The following is an 18,566-nucleotide window of genomic DNA, read 5'->3' as shown; positions in this document are numbered from 1 at the left end:
GGACGGCCGGTCGACGGCCGCCGACAGGCATTGACAAGTGTCGACCGCCCTCCATACGTTCGGATGGCAGTACGACATTCTGCTATCTGTACGTGGGAGCCCACATGGCATTGCCTGATGCCGGCACCGACAGCCATACCGGCACCGCCCCCGACGGACCCGTGGTCCTCGCCCCCGCACCGTGGGTCGAGGAGCGCGGTGCCGCCGTACGCATCACGGCCGTCCGCACGTTCCTGACAGCCCCGCACGGCTGTCCCCACCTCGTCGTCCGGGTCGAGACCGACGACCCGGGACTCTACGGCCTCGGCTGTGCGAGCGACCCCCAGCGTACGCTGGCCGTCCGCTCGGTCCTCGACACTTACGTCGCACCGCTGCTGGTCGGCCGCGACCCCGACGACATCGAGGACATCCACCGGCTGCTGCTCAACAGCGGCTACTGGCGCGGCGGCTCCGTCACCGGAAACGCTCTCGGCGGGGTCGACGTCGCGCTGTGGGATCTGAAGGCCAAGCGCCTCGGGGTCCCGCTGCACTCGCTGTTCGGCGGCCGGGTCCGGGCCTTCGCCGAGGCCTACACGCACGTCGACGGCCAGGACGCCGCCGAGATCGCCGACAAGGTGCTGGCCGCCCGCGAGCGCGGCTACCGGCACGTGCGGATCCAGGCCGCGGTGCCCGGCGCCGACACGTACGGCACCGCGGGCGGCGGCGCGGCCGACCCGCGGGCGGTGCACGAGCGGCGGGTGCCGTGGGACAGCGCCGGCTACCTGCGGCACGTCCCGCCGGTCCTCACCCGGGTCCGCGAGCTGGTCGGCGACGACGTCGAGCTGCTGCACGACGTGCACGAGCGCCTCGACCCGCGGCAGGCCAGGGAGTTCCTGCGCCGCGTCGAGGACGCCCGGATGTACTTCGTCGAGGACCTGCTCGCCCCCGAGGACGCCGGCCACTTCAAGCGGCTGCACGACGCCTCGCCCGTACCGCTCGCGGTCGGCGAGCTCTTCCACGACCCGGCGCAGTTCACCGCGCTGCTCGCCGGGCCGGACATCGACTTCGCCCGGATCAGGGTCCCCACGCTCGGCGGACTGACCCCGGCGCGCAAGGTCGCGGCCATGTGCGAGCTGCGCGGGGTGCGCCTCGCGCCGCACGGCCCGGCCGACGTCAGCCCGGTCGCGCAGGCCGCGACCCTGGCCATGGACATCTCCAGCCACGCCTTCGGGGTGCAGGAGGCGGCCGTCTTCAAGCCGCCGGTGCACGAGGTCTACCCGGGTACGGTCGTGGCGGAGGGCGGGGGCCTGCGCCCCAACGAGGCGCCCGGCCACGGGGTCGACTTCGACGAGGCCGCCGCACGCCGGTACCCGGTACCCGAACCGCTGGCCCACGACCGGTGGGCCCTGCTGCGCAACACCGATGGGAGCGTGCAACGCCCGTGACCGAATCCGTACGGAAGGCCCTGGTCGTCCGGGGCGGCTGGGAAGGGCACAGCCCGGTGGAGATCACCGGCCTCTTCCTGCCCTTCCTCCAGGACCAGGGCTTCGCCGTCGAGATCTCCGACTCGCTCGACGTCTACACCGACGACGCGCTGCTGGCCGGCACCGACCTGGTCGTCCAGTGCTGGACGATGGGCGCGATCACGCCCGAGCAGAGCCGGGGCCTGTCCGCCGCGGTGCGCGCGGGCACCGGGTTCGCCGGCTGGCACGGCGGGGTCCTGGACTCCTTCCGCGGCGACCTGGACTACGCCCAGTTGACCGGCGGCCAGTTCCTCATGCACCCGCCCGGCTTCGTCGACTACACCGTCGAACTGACCGGCGACGGCCACGCGATCACCGCGGGCCTGAAGGACTTCGCGGTGCACACCGAGCACTACTTCATGTCCACCGACCCGGCGAGCCAGGTGCTGGCCACCTCGGTCTTCCCGGCCGCCGGCGACCGCCCGCAGGACGTGGTCATGCCGCAGGTGTGGACCAGGACGCACGGCGCGGGACGGGTCTTCGTCTCCGCCATCGGCCACAAGGCCGACGACTTCGACGTGCCCGAGGTGCGGGCGATCACCGAGAGGGGACTGCTGTGGGCGAGCCGCTGAGGATAGGCATGGTCGGGGCCGGCAAGATCAGCGGCCAGTACCTCGACACCATCGCCCGGCTGGACACCCTGCGGCTGACCGCCGTGACGGACCTGGACCCGGCACGCGCCAAGGAGGCCGCCGCGGCGGCCGGCGCCGAGGTCGCGAGCGATGTCGCCGAGCTGGTCGCGCGCGACGACGTGGACGCGGTGCTCAACCTGACGATCCCCGCGGTGCACGCCGAGGTCGCGCTCGCCGCGATCGCGGCGGGCAAGCACGTCTACGGCGAGAAGCCGCTCGCCGCGACCCGCGCGGAGGCCACCGCCGTCCTGGCCGCCGCGCGCACCGCGGGCGTCCGGGTCGGCAGCGCGCCGGACACCGTGCTCGGCACCGGCACCCAGACCGCGCGCAAGGCGGTCGACGACGGGCTGATCGGCCGGCCGGTCGCCGCGACGGCCTTCATGACCACCGCGGGCCACGAGGCCTGGCACCCCGACCCGGAGTTCTACTACCGGCCGGGCGGCGGGCCGCTGCTGGACATGGGCCCGTACTACCTCTCGGCGCTGGTGCACCTGCTCGGGCCGGTCGTCAAGGTGACCGGCGCGGCGAGCACCCCGCGCGCCGAGCGGGAGATCGGCAGCGGGCCGCGGGCCGGGCAGCGCTTCCCGGTCGAGGTCGACACGCACGTCACGGGCGTGCTGGAGCACGCCGGGGGCGCGCTGTCCACGCTGGTGATGAGCTTCGACATCCACGCCGCCCACCTGCCGCGGATCGAGGTGCATGGGACGCGGGGCTCGCTCGGGGTCCCGGACCCGAACGGCTTCGACGGCCCCGTGGAGTTCTTCACCGGCGGTGCCTGGCAGCAGCTCCCGGTCTCCGCGGGCCACCGCGGCGCCGGGCGCGGCACCGGGCTCGCGGACCTCGCCGGGGCCGTGGCGGCGGGCCGCCCGCACCTGGCGTCGGGCGAACTGGCCGAGCACGTCCTCGACGTGATGCTCACCCTGCTGGATGCGGCGCACGACGGCCGCGCGCTGGCCGTCGCCACTGCGTGCGAGCGCCCCGCGGCGGTGCCGCTCACATAAGCCCGCCACCAGCGGCGGCGCGGGCACGGAAGGGCGGCGGAGGTACCGGTCATGGGGGCCGGTCCCTCCGCCGTCTTTTCGTCTCCCCGATGTCATGTCAATTATCGTCCGAAGAATGCGCGCAGCGGCGGTTAATTCGCCTGACAATTACGTCTTCGCAGGTCACGACCTGCAAGAAAGCCGAAAGTGTCGTAAGCGTTGACTTGATAACACACATGGTTTTACATAGCGGTTACTGGCTGGACAGGAAGGGCTGCCCATGCATGACCGGACCACTTCCGGGGAAGAGCGCACGGCCGCCTTCCTCGCCGACAGGCTGCGCCCCGCGCTCTATCCGCAGCGGCTGCCCATGGACGTCGGCGCCTGGCACATCGCCGGTGAACCGGTGCCCGCCGAGGTGGCCCTGCGTGCCGACTTCACCCCCTTCACCGTGGGCGACTCCTGGGGCCGTCCCTGGGCGACCAGCTGGTTCGACGTCCGCGCGACCGTGCCCGAGCGGTGGGCGGGCCGCCGCGTCGAGGCGCTCGTCGACCTCGGCGCCGAGGAGGGCGCGGGTGACCGCGGCGGCCGCGCCGAGGCCCTCGTCCACGACGCGCACGGCATCCCGCTGCAGGGCCTGCACCCCGGGCTCGGCGCGGTGCTGCTGCACCGCTCGGCGTCCGGCGGCGAGAGCGTCCGGCTGCTCGTCGAGGCCGCGGCCAACCCCCGCATCGAGGGCGGCAGCGGCGCGGGCACCCGCTACGGCGACCCCGCGACCGCCGGCGACACCCCGCTCTTCCGGCTGCGCCGCGCCGACCTCGCCATCCGCGACGAGGACGTGTGGCAGCTCGTCCACGACGTCGAGACGCTGCTCGGCCTGATGCGCGCGCTGCCCGACGGCACCCCGCGGCGGTACGAGATCGCCGTCGGCCTGGAGCGCGCGATCGCCGCCGTCGACCCGCGCGCGGTCGGCCGCACCGCGGCCCGCGCCCGCGCCGTCCTCGCCCCGCTGCTCGCCCGCCCGGCCCACGACTCCGCCCACCGCCTGGACGCCGTCGGCCACGCGCACATCGACTCCGCCTGGCTGTGGCCGGTGCGCGAGACCGTGCGCAAGTGCGCCCGCACCTTCAGCACCATGGCCGCGCTCACCGAGGAATACCCCGAGCTGATCGTCGCCGCGTCCGCCGCCCAGCACTACGCCTGGACCAAGGAGCACCACCCGCACGTCTTCGAGCGGATACGCAAGGCCGTCGCGCACGGCACCTGGGCGCCGGTCGGCGGCATGTGGGTCGAGGCCGACGCGGAACTGCCCGGCGGCGAGGCGCTGGTGCGGCAGTTCGTCTACGGGCGGCGCTTCTTCCGCGACGAGCTCGGTGTCGAGAGCGACGGGGTCTGGCTGCCCGACGCGTCCGGCGCCTCCGCCGCCTTCCCGCAGATCGCGGCGCTGTCCGGCGCCACCTGGTTCCTCAGCCGCCGCCCCGACCCGGGCTGCGGCCCCGCGCACCACACCTTCTGGTGGGAGGGCCTCGACGGCACCCGGCTGTTCACCCACCTCGCGCCCGGCGGGCCCGAGGGCAGCGAGCTGACCGCGGGGGACACCGCCGACGCCGTCGCGGGCTTCGCCGAGAAGGGGCTCGCCACCCGCTCGCTGCTGCCCTTCGGCCGCAGCGACGGCGGGCCCGACCGCGAGATGCTGGAGCGCGCCCGCCGCCTCGCCGACCTCGACGGCGCCCCGCGTGTGACGCTGCGCCGGCCCGACCACTTCTTCCGCGACGCCGCCGCCGAGTACGCCGCGCCCGCGGGCGGACCGGGCGGGCCCGCCGGAGGGGACGGCCGCGCCGCCGCCCCGGTCTGGCGCGGCGAGATCGACCTGACCCCGCACACCGGTTCGTACACGAGCCAGGCCCGCACCAAGCGCGGCAACCGGCGCAGCGAGGCGCTGCTGCACGAGGCCGAGCTGTGGTCGGCCACCGCCGCGGTGCGGCTCGGCGCCGCCTACCCCTACCAGGAGCTGGAACGGCTGTGGAAGAAGGTGCTGCTCCAGCAGTGCCACGACATCCTGCCCGGCACCTCGATCGCCTGGGTGCACGAGGAGGCCGAGCAGGCCCACCGCGACGTCCACCGCCGCCTCGACCGGCTGGTGCGGCGTGCGACCGGCGACCCCGAGGGCGCGCACGTGCTCAACTCCGCGCCGCACGCCCGCCGCGAGGTCGCCGTGCTGCCCGCGCCCGAGGCCGGCGCCGGTGCCTGCTACCCCGTCGCCCAGCCGCTGCCCGACGGCAAGGTGGCCGTCCTGGCGCAGGCGCCCGCCCTCGGCGCCGGCCCCGCGGGACTGCCGCTCGACGGCACCGCCCCGGTCACCGTCACCGCGACCGACGACGGCGGGCACGTCCTGGACAACGGCCTGCTCCGGGTCCGCGTCGACGCCGCCGGCCTGGTGCGCTCCGCGGTCGACCTGGCCGCCGGGCGGGACGCCATTGCCCCCGGCGAGGCGGGCAACCTGCTCCAACTGCACCGCGACGAGCCGGCCGGCTGGAGCGCCCAGCAGCTCGACCCCGGCTACCGCGCGACCCGCCGCGACCTCGACACCGCCGAACGGGTCGAGGTACGGGCGGCCGGACCGCTGCTCGCCGTGGTGCGGGTGACCCGCGGCACCGGCCGCTCCACCGTTGTCCAGGACCTCGCGCTCGGCGCGGGCAGCCGGGTGCTCGCGGTGGACACCGAGGTCGACTGGCGCGAGCAGGACACCGTGCTCAAGGCCGCCTGGCCGCTGGACGTGCACGCCGAGAACACCCGCGCCGAAGTGCAGTTCGGGCACGTCACCCGCCCCACGCACGAGAACACCGCGCAGGACGCCGCCCACCAGGAGGCCGCCGCCCAGCGCTGGATCCACGTCGGCGAGCACGGTTTCGGCGTCGCCCTGGCCGGCGACGCGGGCTACGGCTACGACGTCACCCGGCACACCCGCGCCGACGGCGGCACCACCACGGTCGTCCGCAGCACCTTGCTGCGCGCCCCGCACAGCCCCGACCCGCACGCCGACCGCGGCGTCCAGCACTTCCGGCACACCCTGCGCCCGGGCGCCGGGATCGGCGACGCGGTCGCCGAGGGCTACGCGCTCGCCCTGCCGCTGCGCCCCGGCCCCGACCGCCCGCAGGAGCCGCTGGTCGCCGTCGACCACCCGGACGTGCTGGTGGAAACGGTCAAGCTGGCCGACGACCGCAGCGGAGACATCGTTGTCAGACTGTACGAGTCGCGGGGCGGCCGCGCGACCGCCACGCTCGCGGCCGGCTTCCCCGTCGCCGCCGTCCACGAAACCGACCTGCTGGAGTCCCCGCTGAGCCCCCGCCCGCACGCCGCCGACGGCGTACCGCTCACCCTGCGCCCGTTCCAGATCCTCACGCTGCGGCTGACCCCGGCCACAGCACGCGGGGCGGGACCCCGCGGCGAAAGTCCCGCCCGCGCGCAGGAGCCCGGCACGCCCGCCCTGCCCGCGCCTTCGGCAGGAGGCGCCGCCGGCCGTCGGCACGGCTCTCCCGCTGCCCTCGGCGGCAGCGACCTGCTGCCCGCTCCCTCGCGCCCCGGGGCGCCACCCGGGGAAGCGCCTGGCGTGGACGACGCCGCTTCCACCACAGGCCCCCGCCGTGGCTGAGGCCGGGACCGTCACCGTGGCCACGGGGGAGGAGCAGCCCGGCAGCCGCGAGGTGCTGCGCGGCTGGGCCGCCGAGGGCGGGCCGCTCGCGGTACGCGCCCGGGTGGTGCTGCTCGCCGAGGAGGGCGTGCGGGACGCCGAGATCGCCCGCCGGCTCGGCATCTCCCGGCAGACCGTCGGCACCTGGCGGCACCGCTGGCAGAGCGCGGGCCTGCGCGGCCTGGAGCAGCGCCCGCGCACCGGACGGCCCGCCACCGTCGACGAGGCCGAGGTCGTCACCCGCGCCCTGCTCGCCCCCGGCGGCAGCGGCGCGGGCCGGGCCATCGCCCGCGAACTGGGCCTGTCGCACGCCACGGTGGCCGCCATCCGGCGCCGCTGGCGCCTCACCCCGGAAGCCGGTGCCCCGGGCCCCGAGGTGCCGACCGTCCCGCCGCTGCCCGGCCCCGACGTATGGGTGCTCGGCCTCTACGCCGACGCGCGCCGCGCGGTGCTGCTGGCCGGGACCCGCAGCCGCCGGGCAGCGGCGCCGGGCCCGGCGGCGACCGTGATCGGCGAGGACGTGCTGGACGGGCTCGGCCGGGCGCTGGAGGAGCGCCGCCCCGCGGGCCGGGCCGCCGCGCCCCGGCCGCCCGGCGCGGACGGGCTCGCCGCCTTCCTCGCCGCCGCCGCCGGTCACCACCCGGACATCGCGCTGCACGCCGTCACGCTGTGGGACGACGGGGCCGCGCCGGACGTGCTGCCCGCCGCGCCGCGGGGCGGCCCCAGCCGGCACCTGCTGCCGGCCCGGTCGTCCTGGCGCGGCTTCCTGCGCGCGATGGTCGCGCTGGACAGCACCAGCCACCCGGAGTCGTCGCGCCGCGTCTACCTCGACCTGATCGCCGCGCTCCAGCAGGCCGAGGGCCCGGTGGGCTGGCTGCGGGAGAGCGTCGCCGGGCATCTGCGCGACCCCAGGGCCGCGGCCCCGGACGCCGCCGCCCTGGGAGCGGTCCCACGCCAGGTGTCCTCCAGCGGCGTCAACCAGATCGACCTGGGCTCGTTCAACGAGTGCGTGGTGATCGAGGCCGTACGGCTGGCCGGCACCATCACCCGCGGCGAGATCGCGCACCGCACCGGCCTCACCCAGCAGTCCGTCTCCCGGATCGCCCGGTCGCTGCTGGACCGCGGCATCCTCGTCGAGGACGCGCAGCGGCGGGCGACCTCGGGCAAGCCGCGCACACCGGTGCGGCTGTGCGGCACCGCGGCGCACGCGCTGGGCCTGCACATCGACCCCGAGGTGATCACCGCGGTCGTCATCGACCTGGACGGCGCGATCGTGTGCACCTGCACCCGGCCGGTCAGCGCCGACATCGACCCGGGTGAATTCGTCGCACAGGTCGTCGCGCTGGGCCGGGAGGCGCTGGAGAAGGCGCGCGGCGCGCTGCGCGCGGACGGCTTCCTCGGTATCGGTGTCGCCGTGCCGGGCCCGGTCGACATCGCGTCGGGCACCGTGCTGGACCCGCCGCTGATGTCGGCGTGGAACGACCTGCCGCTGCTCTACCTGCTCCAGGACCACTTCCCCTGCCCGGTGATCATCGAGAAGGACTCGCTGGCCGCGGCCGCGGGGGAGCGGTGGATCGGCCGCGACCGCCGGGCACGCGACTTCGCGTACCTCTACCTCGGTACGGGCGTGGGCTCCGGCCTCTACCTCAACGGCGACATCTACCGCGGGGTGAGCGCCAACGCCGGGGAGTTCGGCCAGCTGTGCGCGGTCGCGCTCGGCCGGGTCGGCCCGGACGGCAGGCCCGAGCTGCTGCCGGAGTGCAACCCGCCGGTGTCCGTGCCCGAGGCGGCGGCGCGGCTGGGCCTGCGGGCGGCGGGCCGCGCCGACCCGTCCGCGCCGGGCGGGCCCGGCGGCTCGTCGGCGGCCTACCACGCGGTGGGGCGGGCAGCGGCGGGCGGCGACCCCGCGGCGGCCGCGGCGCTGCGGGAGGTCGCGGGAGCGGTCGGGCGCGGCGCGCTGGGGCTGGTCGACCTGCTGGACATCGACCTGATCGTGCTGGGCGGCCCCTTCTTCACCGACGACACGGCCTCCTACTACCTGGACGAGATCCGCCGGGTGGTCAACGACTTCCCGCAGGCGCGCCGGCTGCGCCAGGTCGAGGTGGAGCCGTCGGTGCTCAGCGCGGAGGCCGCGGCGGTCGGCGCGGCATCGACGATCTTCCACGCCACCTTCACCCCGCGGCTGCGCGGCCGGGACCGCTCCTGAGCGGCGCGGTCGGCCCAGGGCCTGCCGCGACCTCGCCACTGCAAGGAACTTGCGCAATTTGCGTGATCCAGTGTGTCATTTTCCAGCATTATTCATCGGATAATTTCGTGCAAACGTCTTGACCTTGCATCAGATCTGGCCACACACTGCCCAGTTGTTACCGCACTGCCCGGACCTTTCTCCGGACTTGGACGAAAGTCGCGGAGCGGCCCGGGTCCCTGCTCGATGAGTTACGGAGGCAGGATGGACCAGCGAAAGCGCCGGCGCGCGGGAGTCGCCGTCGCGTGCGCCATGGCGTGCGCGGCGGCGTTGACCGCGGGGAGCGGCGCCGCGGCCGCGGCCGGCACCCCCCGCGCGACGGCCGCGGCCACCCCGATCTACCTGGACACCCACTACTCCTTCGAGGAGCGCGCCGCGGACCTGGTGTCCCGGATGACGCTGGAGGAGAAGGTGCACCAGCTCAGCACGAACAACGCCCCCGCCATTCCGCGGCTCGGCGTCCAGCAGTACACCTACTGGAGCGAGGGCCAGCACGGCGTCAACCGGCTCGGCGCCGACACCGCGGCGGGCGGGCAGGGCGAGCTCGACCCGGCGGCGACCAGCTTCCCGGTCAACTTCGCCTCGTCGATGTCCTGGGACAAGGACCTGATGTACCGGGAGACCACGGCGATCTCCGACGAGATCCGCGGCTTCCTGGACAAGTCGCTGTTCGGCAAGGGGCAGAACAACCTCGGGCCCTCGGCCGACGACTACGGCTCGCTCACCTTCTGGGCGCCCACCGTCAACCTGGACCGCGACCCGCGCTGGGGCCGTACCGACGAGGCGTTCGGCGAGGACCCGTACTTCGTCGGGCAGATGGCCGGGCAGTTCATCGACGGCTACCAGGGCAACAACCCCGACGGAAGCTCCCCGACCGGCTACCTCAAGGTCGCCGCGACCGCCAAGCACTACGCCCTCAACAACGTCGAGGACAACCGCACCGGCATCAGCTCCGACGTGAGCGACACCGAGCTGCGCGACTACTACACCGCGCAGTTCCGCGACCTCATCGAGCAGGCGCACGTGGCCGGCCTCATGACGTCGTACAACGCGATCAACGGCACCCCCTCGGTCGCCGACACGTACACCACCGACGAACTCGCGCAGCGCACCTACGGCTTCGACGGCTACATCACCTCCGACTGCGGCGCCGTCGGCACCGGCTGGCGGCAGTTCCCCGGCGGCCACGACTGGGCGCCGCCCGGGTGGACCACCGACCACGACGCGGACAACCCCACCTGGACCGAGACCGCGACCGGCAGGAAGCTCTCCGGCCAGGCCGGCAGCCAGGCCTATGCGCTGCGCGCCGGCACCGACCTGAACTGCACCGGTGACGAGGCCACCACCGCGAACATCCAGGAGGCCATCGCCTCCGGCGCGCTCAGCGAGGGCGTCGTGGACACCGCGCTGGTGCAGGTCTTCGCGGTGCGGATGGCCACCGGCGAGTTCGACCCGGCGGCCTCGGTGCCGTACACGAAGATCACCAAGGACCAGGTGGAGAGCCCCGCGCACCAGGCGCTGGCCACCGAGGTCGCCGACAACTCGCTGGTGCTGCTCAAGAACGCGAAGCCGGCCGCCGCCAAGGCGCCCCTGCTGCCGGTGGACGTCGCCAAGGCGAAGAAGGTCGTGGTCCTCGGCGACCTCGCCGACGCCACCACCCTCGGCCTCTACTCCGGCAAGCCCAGCCACACCACGACCCCGCTGCGCGGCGTGCTCAACGCCGTCCACTCGGTCGACCCGTACGCCTCGGTCGTCTACGACGCGGCAGGCACCTCCTCCACCGCCACCACCCCGGCGGTGCTCAGCGACGCGACCAAGGACGCGATCAAGGCCGCGGACCTCGTCGTGGTCTTCGTCGGCACCACCCAGGCCAACGGCGACGAGGGCAACGACCGCGACAACCTCGCCATGCCCGGCAACTACCACTCGCTCATCGACCAGACCGCCGCCCTCGGCAACGACAGGACGGCCCTGGTCATCCAGTCCGACGGCCCGGTCAAGGTCGACGACGTGCAGGACAAGGTCTCCTCGGTCCTCTTCAGCGGCTACAACGGCCAGGACCAGGGCACCGCGCTCGCCGACGTACTCTTCGGCAAGCAGAATCCCTCCGCGCACCTGAACTTCACCTGGTACAAGGACGACTCGCAGCTCCCCGACAAGCAGAACTACGGCCTCACCCCGGCCGAGACCGGCGGACTCGGCCGCACCTACCAGTACTTCACCGGCGAGCCGACCTACCCCTTCGGCTACGGCCTGAGCTACACCAGCTTCTCCTTCACGAACATCAGCGCCAACAAGTCGCAGATCACCGCGGACGGCACCGTCAAGATCGGCGTCGACGTCACCAACACCGGCAAGGCCGCCGGCGCCGCCGTCGCCCAGCTCTACGCGGCCACCCCCTTCGCCGTCCCCGGCCTCACCCTGCCGCAGCAGCGGCTCGCGGGCTTCGGCAAGACCAAGGTGCTGAAGCCCGGCAAGTCCCAGCACCTCAGCTTCACCGTCAAGGCCGCCGACCTCGCGGTGTGGGACGCCGCCGCCTCGCGGCAGACCGTGCCGGCCGGCGGCTACCGCTTCTCGGTCGGCCCGGACTCCGCGCACCCCGCGGGCAGCACCAAGGTCAAGATCACCGGCAGCCTCACCCCGAAGGTGCAGACCGTCACCGTCCAGCCGGAGAACGTCGTGCTGGACGCGGGCGCCACCTTCTCGCTCGCCGGCAGGAACCGGTGGATCGCGGACGACACCGACCACACGCGCGAGCAGCGCGACACCTCGATCACCGCGGACGGCGTCGTCGAGGCGGTCAACAACGACCAGTCCTTCGTGGACCTGTCCAAGACCAAGGTCCGCTACGCCAGCAGCAACCCGGCGGTCGCCTCGGTCGACGCGGACGGCACCGTGCACGCGGTCGCCGACGGCGTCGCGACCCTGTCGGCCACCGTGGGCGGCGTCACCGGCTCCGCGCCGATCGTCGTCCGCAACACGCTGACCCTCACCGCCCCGCCGATCGCCGCGGCGGGCAGCACCCTGACCGCCACGACGACCTTTACCAACGGCAGCCCGCAGGCCGTGCAGAACGTCGCGGTGGGGCTCACCGTCCCGGACGGCTGGCAGGCGACCGCCGCCACACCGGACGTCTTCGGCGAGGTCGGCCCCGGGCAGTCGGTCACCACCCGGTGGAACGTGACCGTCCCGGACGGGGCGAAGCCCGACGCCCTCACCCTCGGCGCGACCGTCAGCACCCCGGGCGGCGACTACGGCGCGCAGGCCCCGGTCACCGTCCCGTACGCCTCGTTCGCCGCGGCCTTCGACAACTCGGGCATCAGCGACGACGCGCACACCACGACCGGCAGCATCGACGCCGAGGGCGCCAGCCTCTCCCTCCAGGCGCTCGCCGCGCAGGGCTGGACGGCCGGGAAGAGCACCGACCACGACGGGGTGTCCTTCCCCTGGCCCGCCACCGCGGGCACCGGGCAGCCCGACAACGTCGTCGCAGGCGGCCAGGCCGTCCAGATCACCGGGACGGGCAGCAAGCTCGGCTTCGTCGGCACCAGCACCTTCGGCTCCACGTCCGGCACCGGCGTGATCCTCTACACCGACGGCACCACGCAGACGTACGCGCTGGCGCTGTCGGACTGGTGGGCCGGAGCACCCTCGCAGGGCAGCGACTTCGCCGCCAGCCTGCCCTACCTGAACAACGGCGGCGGGCAGCAGACGCAGACCGTGCACATCTCCGCGGCCACCGTGGACCTGCTGCCGGGCAAGACCGTGCAGGCGATCACCCTGCCGAACGTCAGCAAGGGGCAGATCGACCACCAGGTCGGCATGCACCTGTTCTCCGTCGCGATCGGCGGCTGAGCCGCCGGCGCCGCACACGGCAGCGGCCGCCCCGCCCGGGTTCTCCGGGCGGGGCGGCCGCTGCCTTACCGCGTGCGGTGTCAGGAGGAGGAGCTGAACGCCGAGTCGAAGGAGGCGGCCGGCGGCTCGATCGCGGCCAGCGCCCGCACATGGGCGAGGGCCTGCGGGGCGCCCAGGAGGCGGTCCATGCCGGCGTCCTCCCACTCGACCGAGATCGGGCCCGCGTAGCCGATGCTGTTGAGCATCCGGAAGACCGGCTCCCACGGCACGTCGCCGTGCCCGGTGGACACGAAGTCCCAGCCGCGCCGCGGGTCGCCCCACGGCAGGTGCGAGCCGAGCCGGCCGTTTCGCCCGTTCAGCTGCTTGACGGACTCCTTGCAGTCGACGTGGTAGATCCGGTCCTTGAAGTCCCACAGGAAGCCGACCGGGTCGAGGTCCTGCCACACGAAGTGGCTCGGGTCGAAGTTCAGCCCGAAGGCCGGGCGGTGGCCGATCGCCTCCAGCGTCCGCACGGTGGTGTGGTAGTCGTACGCGATCTCGCTGGGGTGCACCTCGTGCGCGAAGCGCACACCGACCTCGTCGAAGACGTCCAGGATCGGGTTCCAGCGGTCGGCGAAGTCCTGGTAGCCGCGCTCGATCATCGACGGCGGCACCGGCGGGAACATCGCCACGGTGTGCCAGATCGACGAGCCGGTGAAGCCCACCACCGTGTCCACCCCGAAGGCGGCCGCGGCGCGCGCGGTGTTCTTGATCTCCTCCGCCGCCCGCTGCCGTACCCCCTCGGGCTCCCCGTCGCCCCAGATGCGGGCCGGCAGGATGCCCTGGTGCCGCTCGTCGATCGGGTGGTCGCACACCGCCTGCCCGGTCAAGTGGCAGGAGATCGTCCAGCACTTGAGCCCGTGCTTGTCCAGGGTGTCGCGCAGCCGCGGCAGGTAGCCGTCGTCGGCGAGCGCCGCCTCGACGTCGAAGTGGTCGCCCCAGCAGGCGATCTCCAGGCCGTCGTAGCCCCACTGCGAGGCCAGCCGGCACACCTCGGTGAAGGGCAGATCGGCGAACTGGCCGGTGAAGAGCGTGACGGGTCGTGCCATGATGCGTCCTCCTGGGACAGGTGGGCGGGAGTACGGGCGAGGGCGGGGACGGTGACCGGTGGCGGGGAAGGGGCGGCGCCGGCGTCAGGACGCCGCGGGAGCGCCCTGGACGGGGATGTGCACGCCCAGCGCGGCCGCGCTGGACTCTACGGCGGACAGCACCTTCTGCACCTGGAGGCCGTCCGCGAAGGACGGCTTCGGGTCGCGGCCCTCGGCGATCGCCGAAACGAAGTCCGACACCTGGTGGGTGAAGGTGTGCTCGTAGCCGATCAGGTGGCCGGGCGGCCACCAGGCGTGCAGGTAGGGGTGGGTGTCCTCGGTCACCAGGATGCGGCGGAAGCCCGCGGTCGACGGGTCCTCGCCGCGGTCGTGGAAGGACAGCTCGTTCATCGACTCCGCGTCGAAGGACAGGCTGCCCGCCGAGCCGCTGATCTCGATCCGCATCGCGTTCTTGTGCCCGGTGGCGAAGCGCGTCGCCTCGAACACGCCGATCGCGCCGCCGTCGAAGCGCGCGGTGAACAGCGCCGCGTCGTCCACCGTCACCTGGCCGCGCTCGCTGCTCGCGGTGCCGGACAGGCCGCTGGAAGTGGCCGGCAGCGGGCGCTCGGTGACGAACGTCTCCAGCACCGCGCCCACCGACGAGATCCGCTGGCCGGTCAGGTACTGGGCGACGTCGATGCTGTGCGCGCCCAGATCCCCCAGCGCCCCGGAGCCCGCGCGGTCCTTGCGCAGCCGCCAGGCCAGCGGGAATTCCGGGTCGACCAGCCAGTCCTGCAGGTACTGCGCCCGCACCTGGTGGATCCGGCCCAGCCGGCCCTCCTCGACCAGCTGCCGGGCGAGCGCCAGCGCCGGCACCCGGCGGTAGTTGAAGGCGACCATCGAACGCACGCCCTCGGCCGCCGCCTTGGCCGCCGCCACGGTCATCTCCTCGGCCTCCCGCACCGAGTTGGCCAGCGGCTTCTCGCACAGCACGTGCTTGCCCGCGGCCAGCGCCGCGAGCGCGATCTCCGCGTGGCTGTCGCCGGGAGTGCAGATGTCCACCACATCGATGTCCGGCCGGGCGACCAGCACGCGCCAGTCCGTCTCGTACGACTGCCAGCCGTAGCGCTCGGCGGCCTGCTGGACGCGGTCGGCCGAGCGCCCGCACACCGCGGTCATCTCCACCGGCCGCGGCAGGTCGAAGAAGCGGCCCGCGGTGCGCCACGCGTGCGAGTGCGCCGCCCCCATGAACGCATGGCCCACCATGCCGATCCGCAGGGGCTGCGGGTCTGTCGTCGTCACGTGTGTCCTCCTCGGGCGGCGCGCGGCCGTGAATCGTTATTCATCCGGGATCGACTGAAAGTCAGCGAGTTGGGTAGAACAGTTCGCGAGTTTCTGCCTGAAGTTCGTCATAAGTCAAGGCTCTTGACCGGGCCTGACGCAAGAGGGCGCCGTGTTGCGAACCGATTACCCGCAGCGCCGCGCCGGCACACCACGGGAGTCACGATCGACACACCAGTCAACCTGCGCGAGGTCGGACGGCTCCGGGTGCTGGAGGCGCTGCACGCGGCGCCGCGCATCAGCCGCCCCGAACTGGTACGGGTCACCGGGCTGTCCCGGGCCACCGTCTCCTCACTCGTCGCCGACCTCATCACGGTCGGCCTCGTCACCGAGGAGGCGCACCGGGAAGGGGCCGACGAGCCGGAGCCGCGGCGCACCGGCCGCCCCGCCCAGACGCTGTCCCTGGTGCCCAGCGCCGGGTACGCGATCGGCGCGGACATCGGCCACCAGCACGTCCGGGTCATCCTCAGCGACCTGTTCGGCACGGTGCTGTGGGAGCACTGGGTCGCCAAGGACGTCGACCGCGCCCCCGGCGAGACCCTCGACCTCGTCGCGGTCCTCGTCGGCCGCGCCCTCCAGGAGACCGGCGTCGACCGCGCGCGGGTGCTCGGCATCGGCGCGGGCATCGCCTCGCCCGTCGAGAAGGGCAGCGGCGAACTCGGCGCCGAGGGCATCATGCCCGGCTGGGTCGGCCTGCACCTCACCGACGAACTGCGCGGCCGCACCGGGCTGCCGGTCCGCGTCACCAACGACGCCAACGCCGGAGCCCTCGCCGAGCTGATGTACGGCGCCGGACGGCAGGTCGACGACATGGTCTACATCCGGCTGTCCGCCGGCATCGGCGCGGGGATCGTCAGCAACGGGCGGCTGCTGCTCGGCGCCCGCGGCCTCGCGGGCGAGATCGGCCACCTGCCGCTCATCACCGACGGGCTCATCTGCCGCTGCGGCAACCGCGGCTGCCTGGAGACCGTCGCCAGCCCCGTCGCCATCGCCCGGCTGCTCAGCCAGAGCTGGGGCCGACCGATCGCCGCGCGCGACCTGCTCGCGCTCATCAAGCAGCGCAACACCGGCGCGCTGCGGGCCGTCCGGGACGCCGGTGACGCGGTGGGCCGCGCCCTGGCCACCCTGGTCACGCTGCTCAACCCGCGGCTCGTCGTGGTCGGCGGCGACCTCGCCGCGGCCGGTGAGGACCTGCTCGAACCGCTCCGGGCGGGCATCGAGCGGCACACCCTGCCCTCCGCCGCCCGCGGCATCGAGATCGTCACCGGCGGCCTCGGCGCCGGCGCCGAGGTCCGCGGCGCGGCGGGCCTGGTGCTGACGGCCGCCCCGCAACTGCTGGCGTGAGCCTGCCGCTACGGCAGGCCCACGAGTGAGAAGGGGGAGCCCTCCGGGTCGGACAGCGCCGCCGTGGGCCCGTGCGGGCCCGCGTGCGGGGCGGTCAGGATCCGGCCGCCCAGCCGCACGGCCAGATGGGCCGCGGCGTCCACGTCCGCGACGGCGAAGCTCGTCATCCAGTGCGCCCCGCGGTCGCGCGGCAGCGCGCGGCCCAGCCCGCGGATCCCGGCGACCGCGTTGCCGCCGGTCACGAGCACCGCGCGGTCCTCGTCCTGCTCCCCGACCCGCTCCACGGTGAGGCCGAAGACCACCTCGTAGAACTTCCCGACCATCGACGCCTCACGGGTCAGCAGCTCGCTCCAGCCGACACTGCCCGGCACCCCCATGACGTCCGCGCCGCTGAACAGGCCGCCCTGCCAGATGCCGAAGACCGCGCCCGAGGGGTCCACCGCGATGGCGAGCCGGCCGTCCTCGCCCGCGTTCAGCGGCCCGATGCCCACCGTGCCGCCGCACTCGCGCACCCGCTCCGCCGCGGTGTCCACGTCGTCCGCCGCCAGCATCGTCGTCCAGGACACCGGGCGGTGCGGCTCCGACGACCCCTCGCCGATCCCCGCGACCCGCAGCCCGTCCTTCGCCGCCAGCGTGTACGAGCCGAGCTGCGGCGGCCCCGGCGCGAACTCCCAGCCGAACAGGGCCGCGTAGAACTCCCGTGTCCGGTCCGCCCGGTGGGCCATGAGACTGGCCCAGCAAGGACTGCCCGGCGCCCGCCGGTCCGGTACCTCGGTGGTCATGCGAACGCTCTCCTCGTGGGCAGCCCGCTGCCTGCCCGGCTTTCCGCGGGAGCCGGCACAGCGATCGTCGCACCAGGGGTGGCGGTACGCCGTCGGGCCGCGCCGCAACGCGGTGCCGGGCCTCCACAATAGGCGTATGGATTTCCTGATCTCGGCCGGCGACCTCGCCGCCGCGCCCGTGCCGCCGGTCCTGCTCGACGTGCGCTACAAGATGGGCGGACCGCCCGGAGCCGGTGAATACGCCAAGGGGCACATCCCCGGGGCCCGTTACGTCGACCTGGACGCCGAACTCGCCTCGCCGCCCGGCGCCGCCGGCCGCCACCCGCTGCCGGACGCCGAGGAGTTCGGCGCCGCCATGCGCAGGGCGGGCGTGAGCGCCGATTCCGACGTCGTCGTCTACGACGACTGGAACGGCTGGGGCCCCGCCCGCGCCTGGTGGCTGCTGCGCTGGGCGGGCCACCACCGGGTGAAGGTGCTGGACGGCGGGCTCGCCGCCTGGCGGGCCGCCGGACTCCCGCTCTCCACGGAGGAACCCCCGCCGGGGGAGGGCGACTTCACGCCGAAGCCGGGCGGCATGCCGGTGCTCGACGCCGCGGGGGCCGCCGCGCTCGCCCGCAGCGGCCTGCTGCTCGACGCCCGCGCCGGGGAGCGCTACCGGGGAGAGGTCGAGCCGATCGACGCGGTCGCCGGGCACATCCCGGGCGCGGTCAACGCGCCCACGACCGGGAACGTGACCGCCGAGGGCACCTTCCTGCCGGCCCAGGCGCTCGCCGCCCGCTTCACCGCGCTGGGGGCTGCGCCCGGCACGGAGGTCGGCGTCTACTGCGGCTCGGGCGTCTCCGCCGCGCAGGAGGTTCTCGCTCTCGCCGAGGCGGGCATCACCGCGGCGCTCTACCCCGGCTCCTGGAGCGAATGGACTGCGTCCGGCCTCCCCGTCGAAACGGGCCCCAGCCCCCTCTGACCCCTTCGCCCCGCGCGGCAAGCGTTCTGCGCTGCCGCGCGGGGCTTGCGCCTGCGGCGCCGGGCAACCATCAGGGGCGCGGGGAACTGCGCGAGCAACCCACCACCGGCCGGTGGTCCGGATCGGACCGAAGAGACCCTTTGGGTCGGTGACGACCCGCGCCCCG

General features: G+C 74.3%; 11 protein-coding genes. 8 read left to right on the top strand and 3 right to left on the bottom strand.

Annotated features, from left to right (window positions below; translation table 11 throughout):
• Positions 1–104 precede the first annotated feature (104 nt).
• From ACH4SL_RS35560 to ACH4SL_RS35535, 6 genes are all read left to right on the top strand, one after another.
• Positions 105–1,424: an enolase C-terminal domain-like protein gene (locus tag ACH4SL_RS35560; protein ID WP_398453975.1), complete on the top strand. Its 1,320-nt coding sequence runs from the start codon at positions 105–107 to the stop codon at positions 1,422–1,424.
• Entirely contained in the window at positions 1,421–2,074 is a 654-nt protein-coding gene (locus ACH4SL_RS35555; RefSeq protein WP_398453972.1) for a ThuA domain-containing protein, read from the top strand. Before ACH4SL_RS35560 ends, ACH4SL_RS35555 begins: the two co-directional genes overlap by 4 nt.
• Positions 2,059–3,135: a Gfo/Idh/MocA family protein gene (locus ACH4SL_RS35550; protein ID WP_398453970.1), complete on the top strand. Its 1,077-nt coding sequence runs from the start codon at positions 2,059–2,061 to the stop codon at positions 3,133–3,135. Before ACH4SL_RS35555 ends, ACH4SL_RS35550 begins: the two co-directional genes overlap by 16 nt.
• A gap of 259 nt (positions 3,136–3,394) precedes the next feature.
• Positions 3,395–6,766: an alpha-mannosidase gene (locus ACH4SL_RS35545; protein WP_398453968.1), complete on the top strand. Its 3,372-nt coding sequence runs from the start codon at positions 3,395–3,397 to the stop codon at positions 6,764–6,766.
• The gene (locus tag ACH4SL_RS35540; protein ID WP_398453965.1) at positions 6,759–9,011 is read left to right on the top strand and encodes an ROK family protein; all 2,253 of its coding nucleotides are present in this window, start codon (positions 6,759–6,761) and stop codon (positions 9,009–9,011) included. Before ACH4SL_RS35545 ends, ACH4SL_RS35540 begins: the two co-directional genes overlap by 8 nt.
• Positions 9,012–9,254: 243 nt before the next feature.
• Complete coding sequence (locus ACH4SL_RS35535; protein WP_398453963.1) at positions 9,255–12,905, top strand: glycoside hydrolase family 3 C-terminal domain-containing protein; 3,651 nt, start codon at positions 9,255–9,257, stop codon at positions 12,903–12,905.
• 80 nt (positions 12,906–12,985) lie between these two features.
• Here the strand turns inward: ACH4SL_RS35535 and ACH4SL_RS35530 are convergent, their stop codons facing one another.
• Both ACH4SL_RS35530 and ACH4SL_RS35525 read right to left on the bottom strand, forming a co-directional pair.
• On the bottom strand, positions 12,986–13,993 hold the full coding sequence (locus tag ACH4SL_RS35530) for a sugar phosphate isomerase/epimerase family protein (RefSeq protein WP_398453961.1): 1,008 nt from the start codon (positions 13,991–13,993) through the stop codon (positions 12,986–12,988).
• Between the two features lie 84 nt (positions 13,994–14,077).
• Positions 14,078–15,238 (bottom strand): Gfo/Idh/MocA family protein, encoded by a 1,161-nt coding sequence (locus tag ACH4SL_RS35525; protein ID WP_398454192.1) that lies wholly within the window; start codon positions 15,236–15,238, stop codon positions 14,078–14,080.
• 282 nt (positions 15,239–15,520) lie between these two features.
• On the opposite strand from ACH4SL_RS35525, the gene ACH4SL_RS35520 reads away from it, so the two are divergent.
• Positions 15,521–16,657: an ROK family transcriptional regulator gene (locus ACH4SL_RS35520; RefSeq protein ID WP_398453958.1), complete on the top strand. Its 1,137-nt coding sequence runs from the start codon at positions 15,521–15,523 to the stop codon at positions 16,655–16,657.
• A gap of 8 nt (positions 16,658–16,665) precedes the next feature.
• Here the strand turns inward: ACH4SL_RS35520 and ACH4SL_RS35515 are convergent, their stop codons facing one another.
• Entirely contained in the window at positions 16,666–17,439 is a 774-nt protein-coding gene (locus tag ACH4SL_RS35515) for a VOC family protein (protein WP_398453956.1), read from the bottom strand.
• Between the two features lie 136 nt (positions 17,440–17,575).
• Between ACH4SL_RS35515 and ACH4SL_RS35510 the strand changes: the two genes are divergently transcribed.
• Positions 17,576–18,400 (top strand): sulfurtransferase, encoded by an 825-nt coding sequence (locus ACH4SL_RS35510; protein WP_398453955.1) that lies wholly within the window; start codon positions 17,576–17,578, stop codon positions 18,398–18,400.
• The last annotated feature ends 166 nt before the right edge of the window (positions 18,401–18,566 follow it).

The sequence above is a fragment of the Streptomyces sp. NPDC021020 genome (assembly GCF_044333285.1).
GTDB lineage: Bacteria > Actinomycetota > Actinomycetes > Streptomycetales > Streptomycetaceae > Actinacidiphila.
Note: the sequence above shows the minus strand (reverse complement) of the source record. Positions and strands in the feature narration are given on the sequence as shown.

What these genes read in the sequence shown, in the direction of transcription:
- ACH4SL_RS35560 (WP_398453975.1), top strand. Translation starts at nt 105, where the DNA reads ATGGCATTGCCTGATGCCGGCACCGACAGCCATACCGGCACCGCCCCC.
- ACH4SL_RS35545 (WP_398453968.1), top strand. Translation starts at nt 3,395, where the DNA reads ATGCATGACCGGACCACTTCCGGGGAAGAGCGCACGGCCGCCTTCCTC.
- ACH4SL_RS35535 (WP_398453963.1), top strand. Translation starts at nt 9,255, where the DNA reads ATGGACCAGCGAAAGCGCCGGCGCGCGGGAGTCGCCGTCGCGTGCGCC.
- ACH4SL_RS35530 (WP_398453961.1), bottom strand. Translation starts at nt 13,993, where the DNA reads ATGGCACGACCCGTCACGCTCTTCACCGGCCAGTTCGCCGATCTGCCC.
- ACH4SL_RS35525 (WP_398454192.1), bottom strand. Translation starts at nt 15,238, where the DNA reads ATGGTGGGCCATGCGTTCATGGGGGCGGCGCACTCGCACGCGTGGCGC.
- ACH4SL_RS35515 (WP_398453956.1), bottom strand. Translation starts at nt 17,439, where the DNA reads ATGACCACCGAGGTACCGGACCGGCGGGCGCCGGGCAGTCCTTGCTGG.
- ACH4SL_RS35510 (WP_398453955.1), top strand. Translation starts at nt 17,576, where the DNA reads ATGGATTTCCTGATCTCGGCCGGCGACCTCGCCGCCGCGCCCGTGCCG.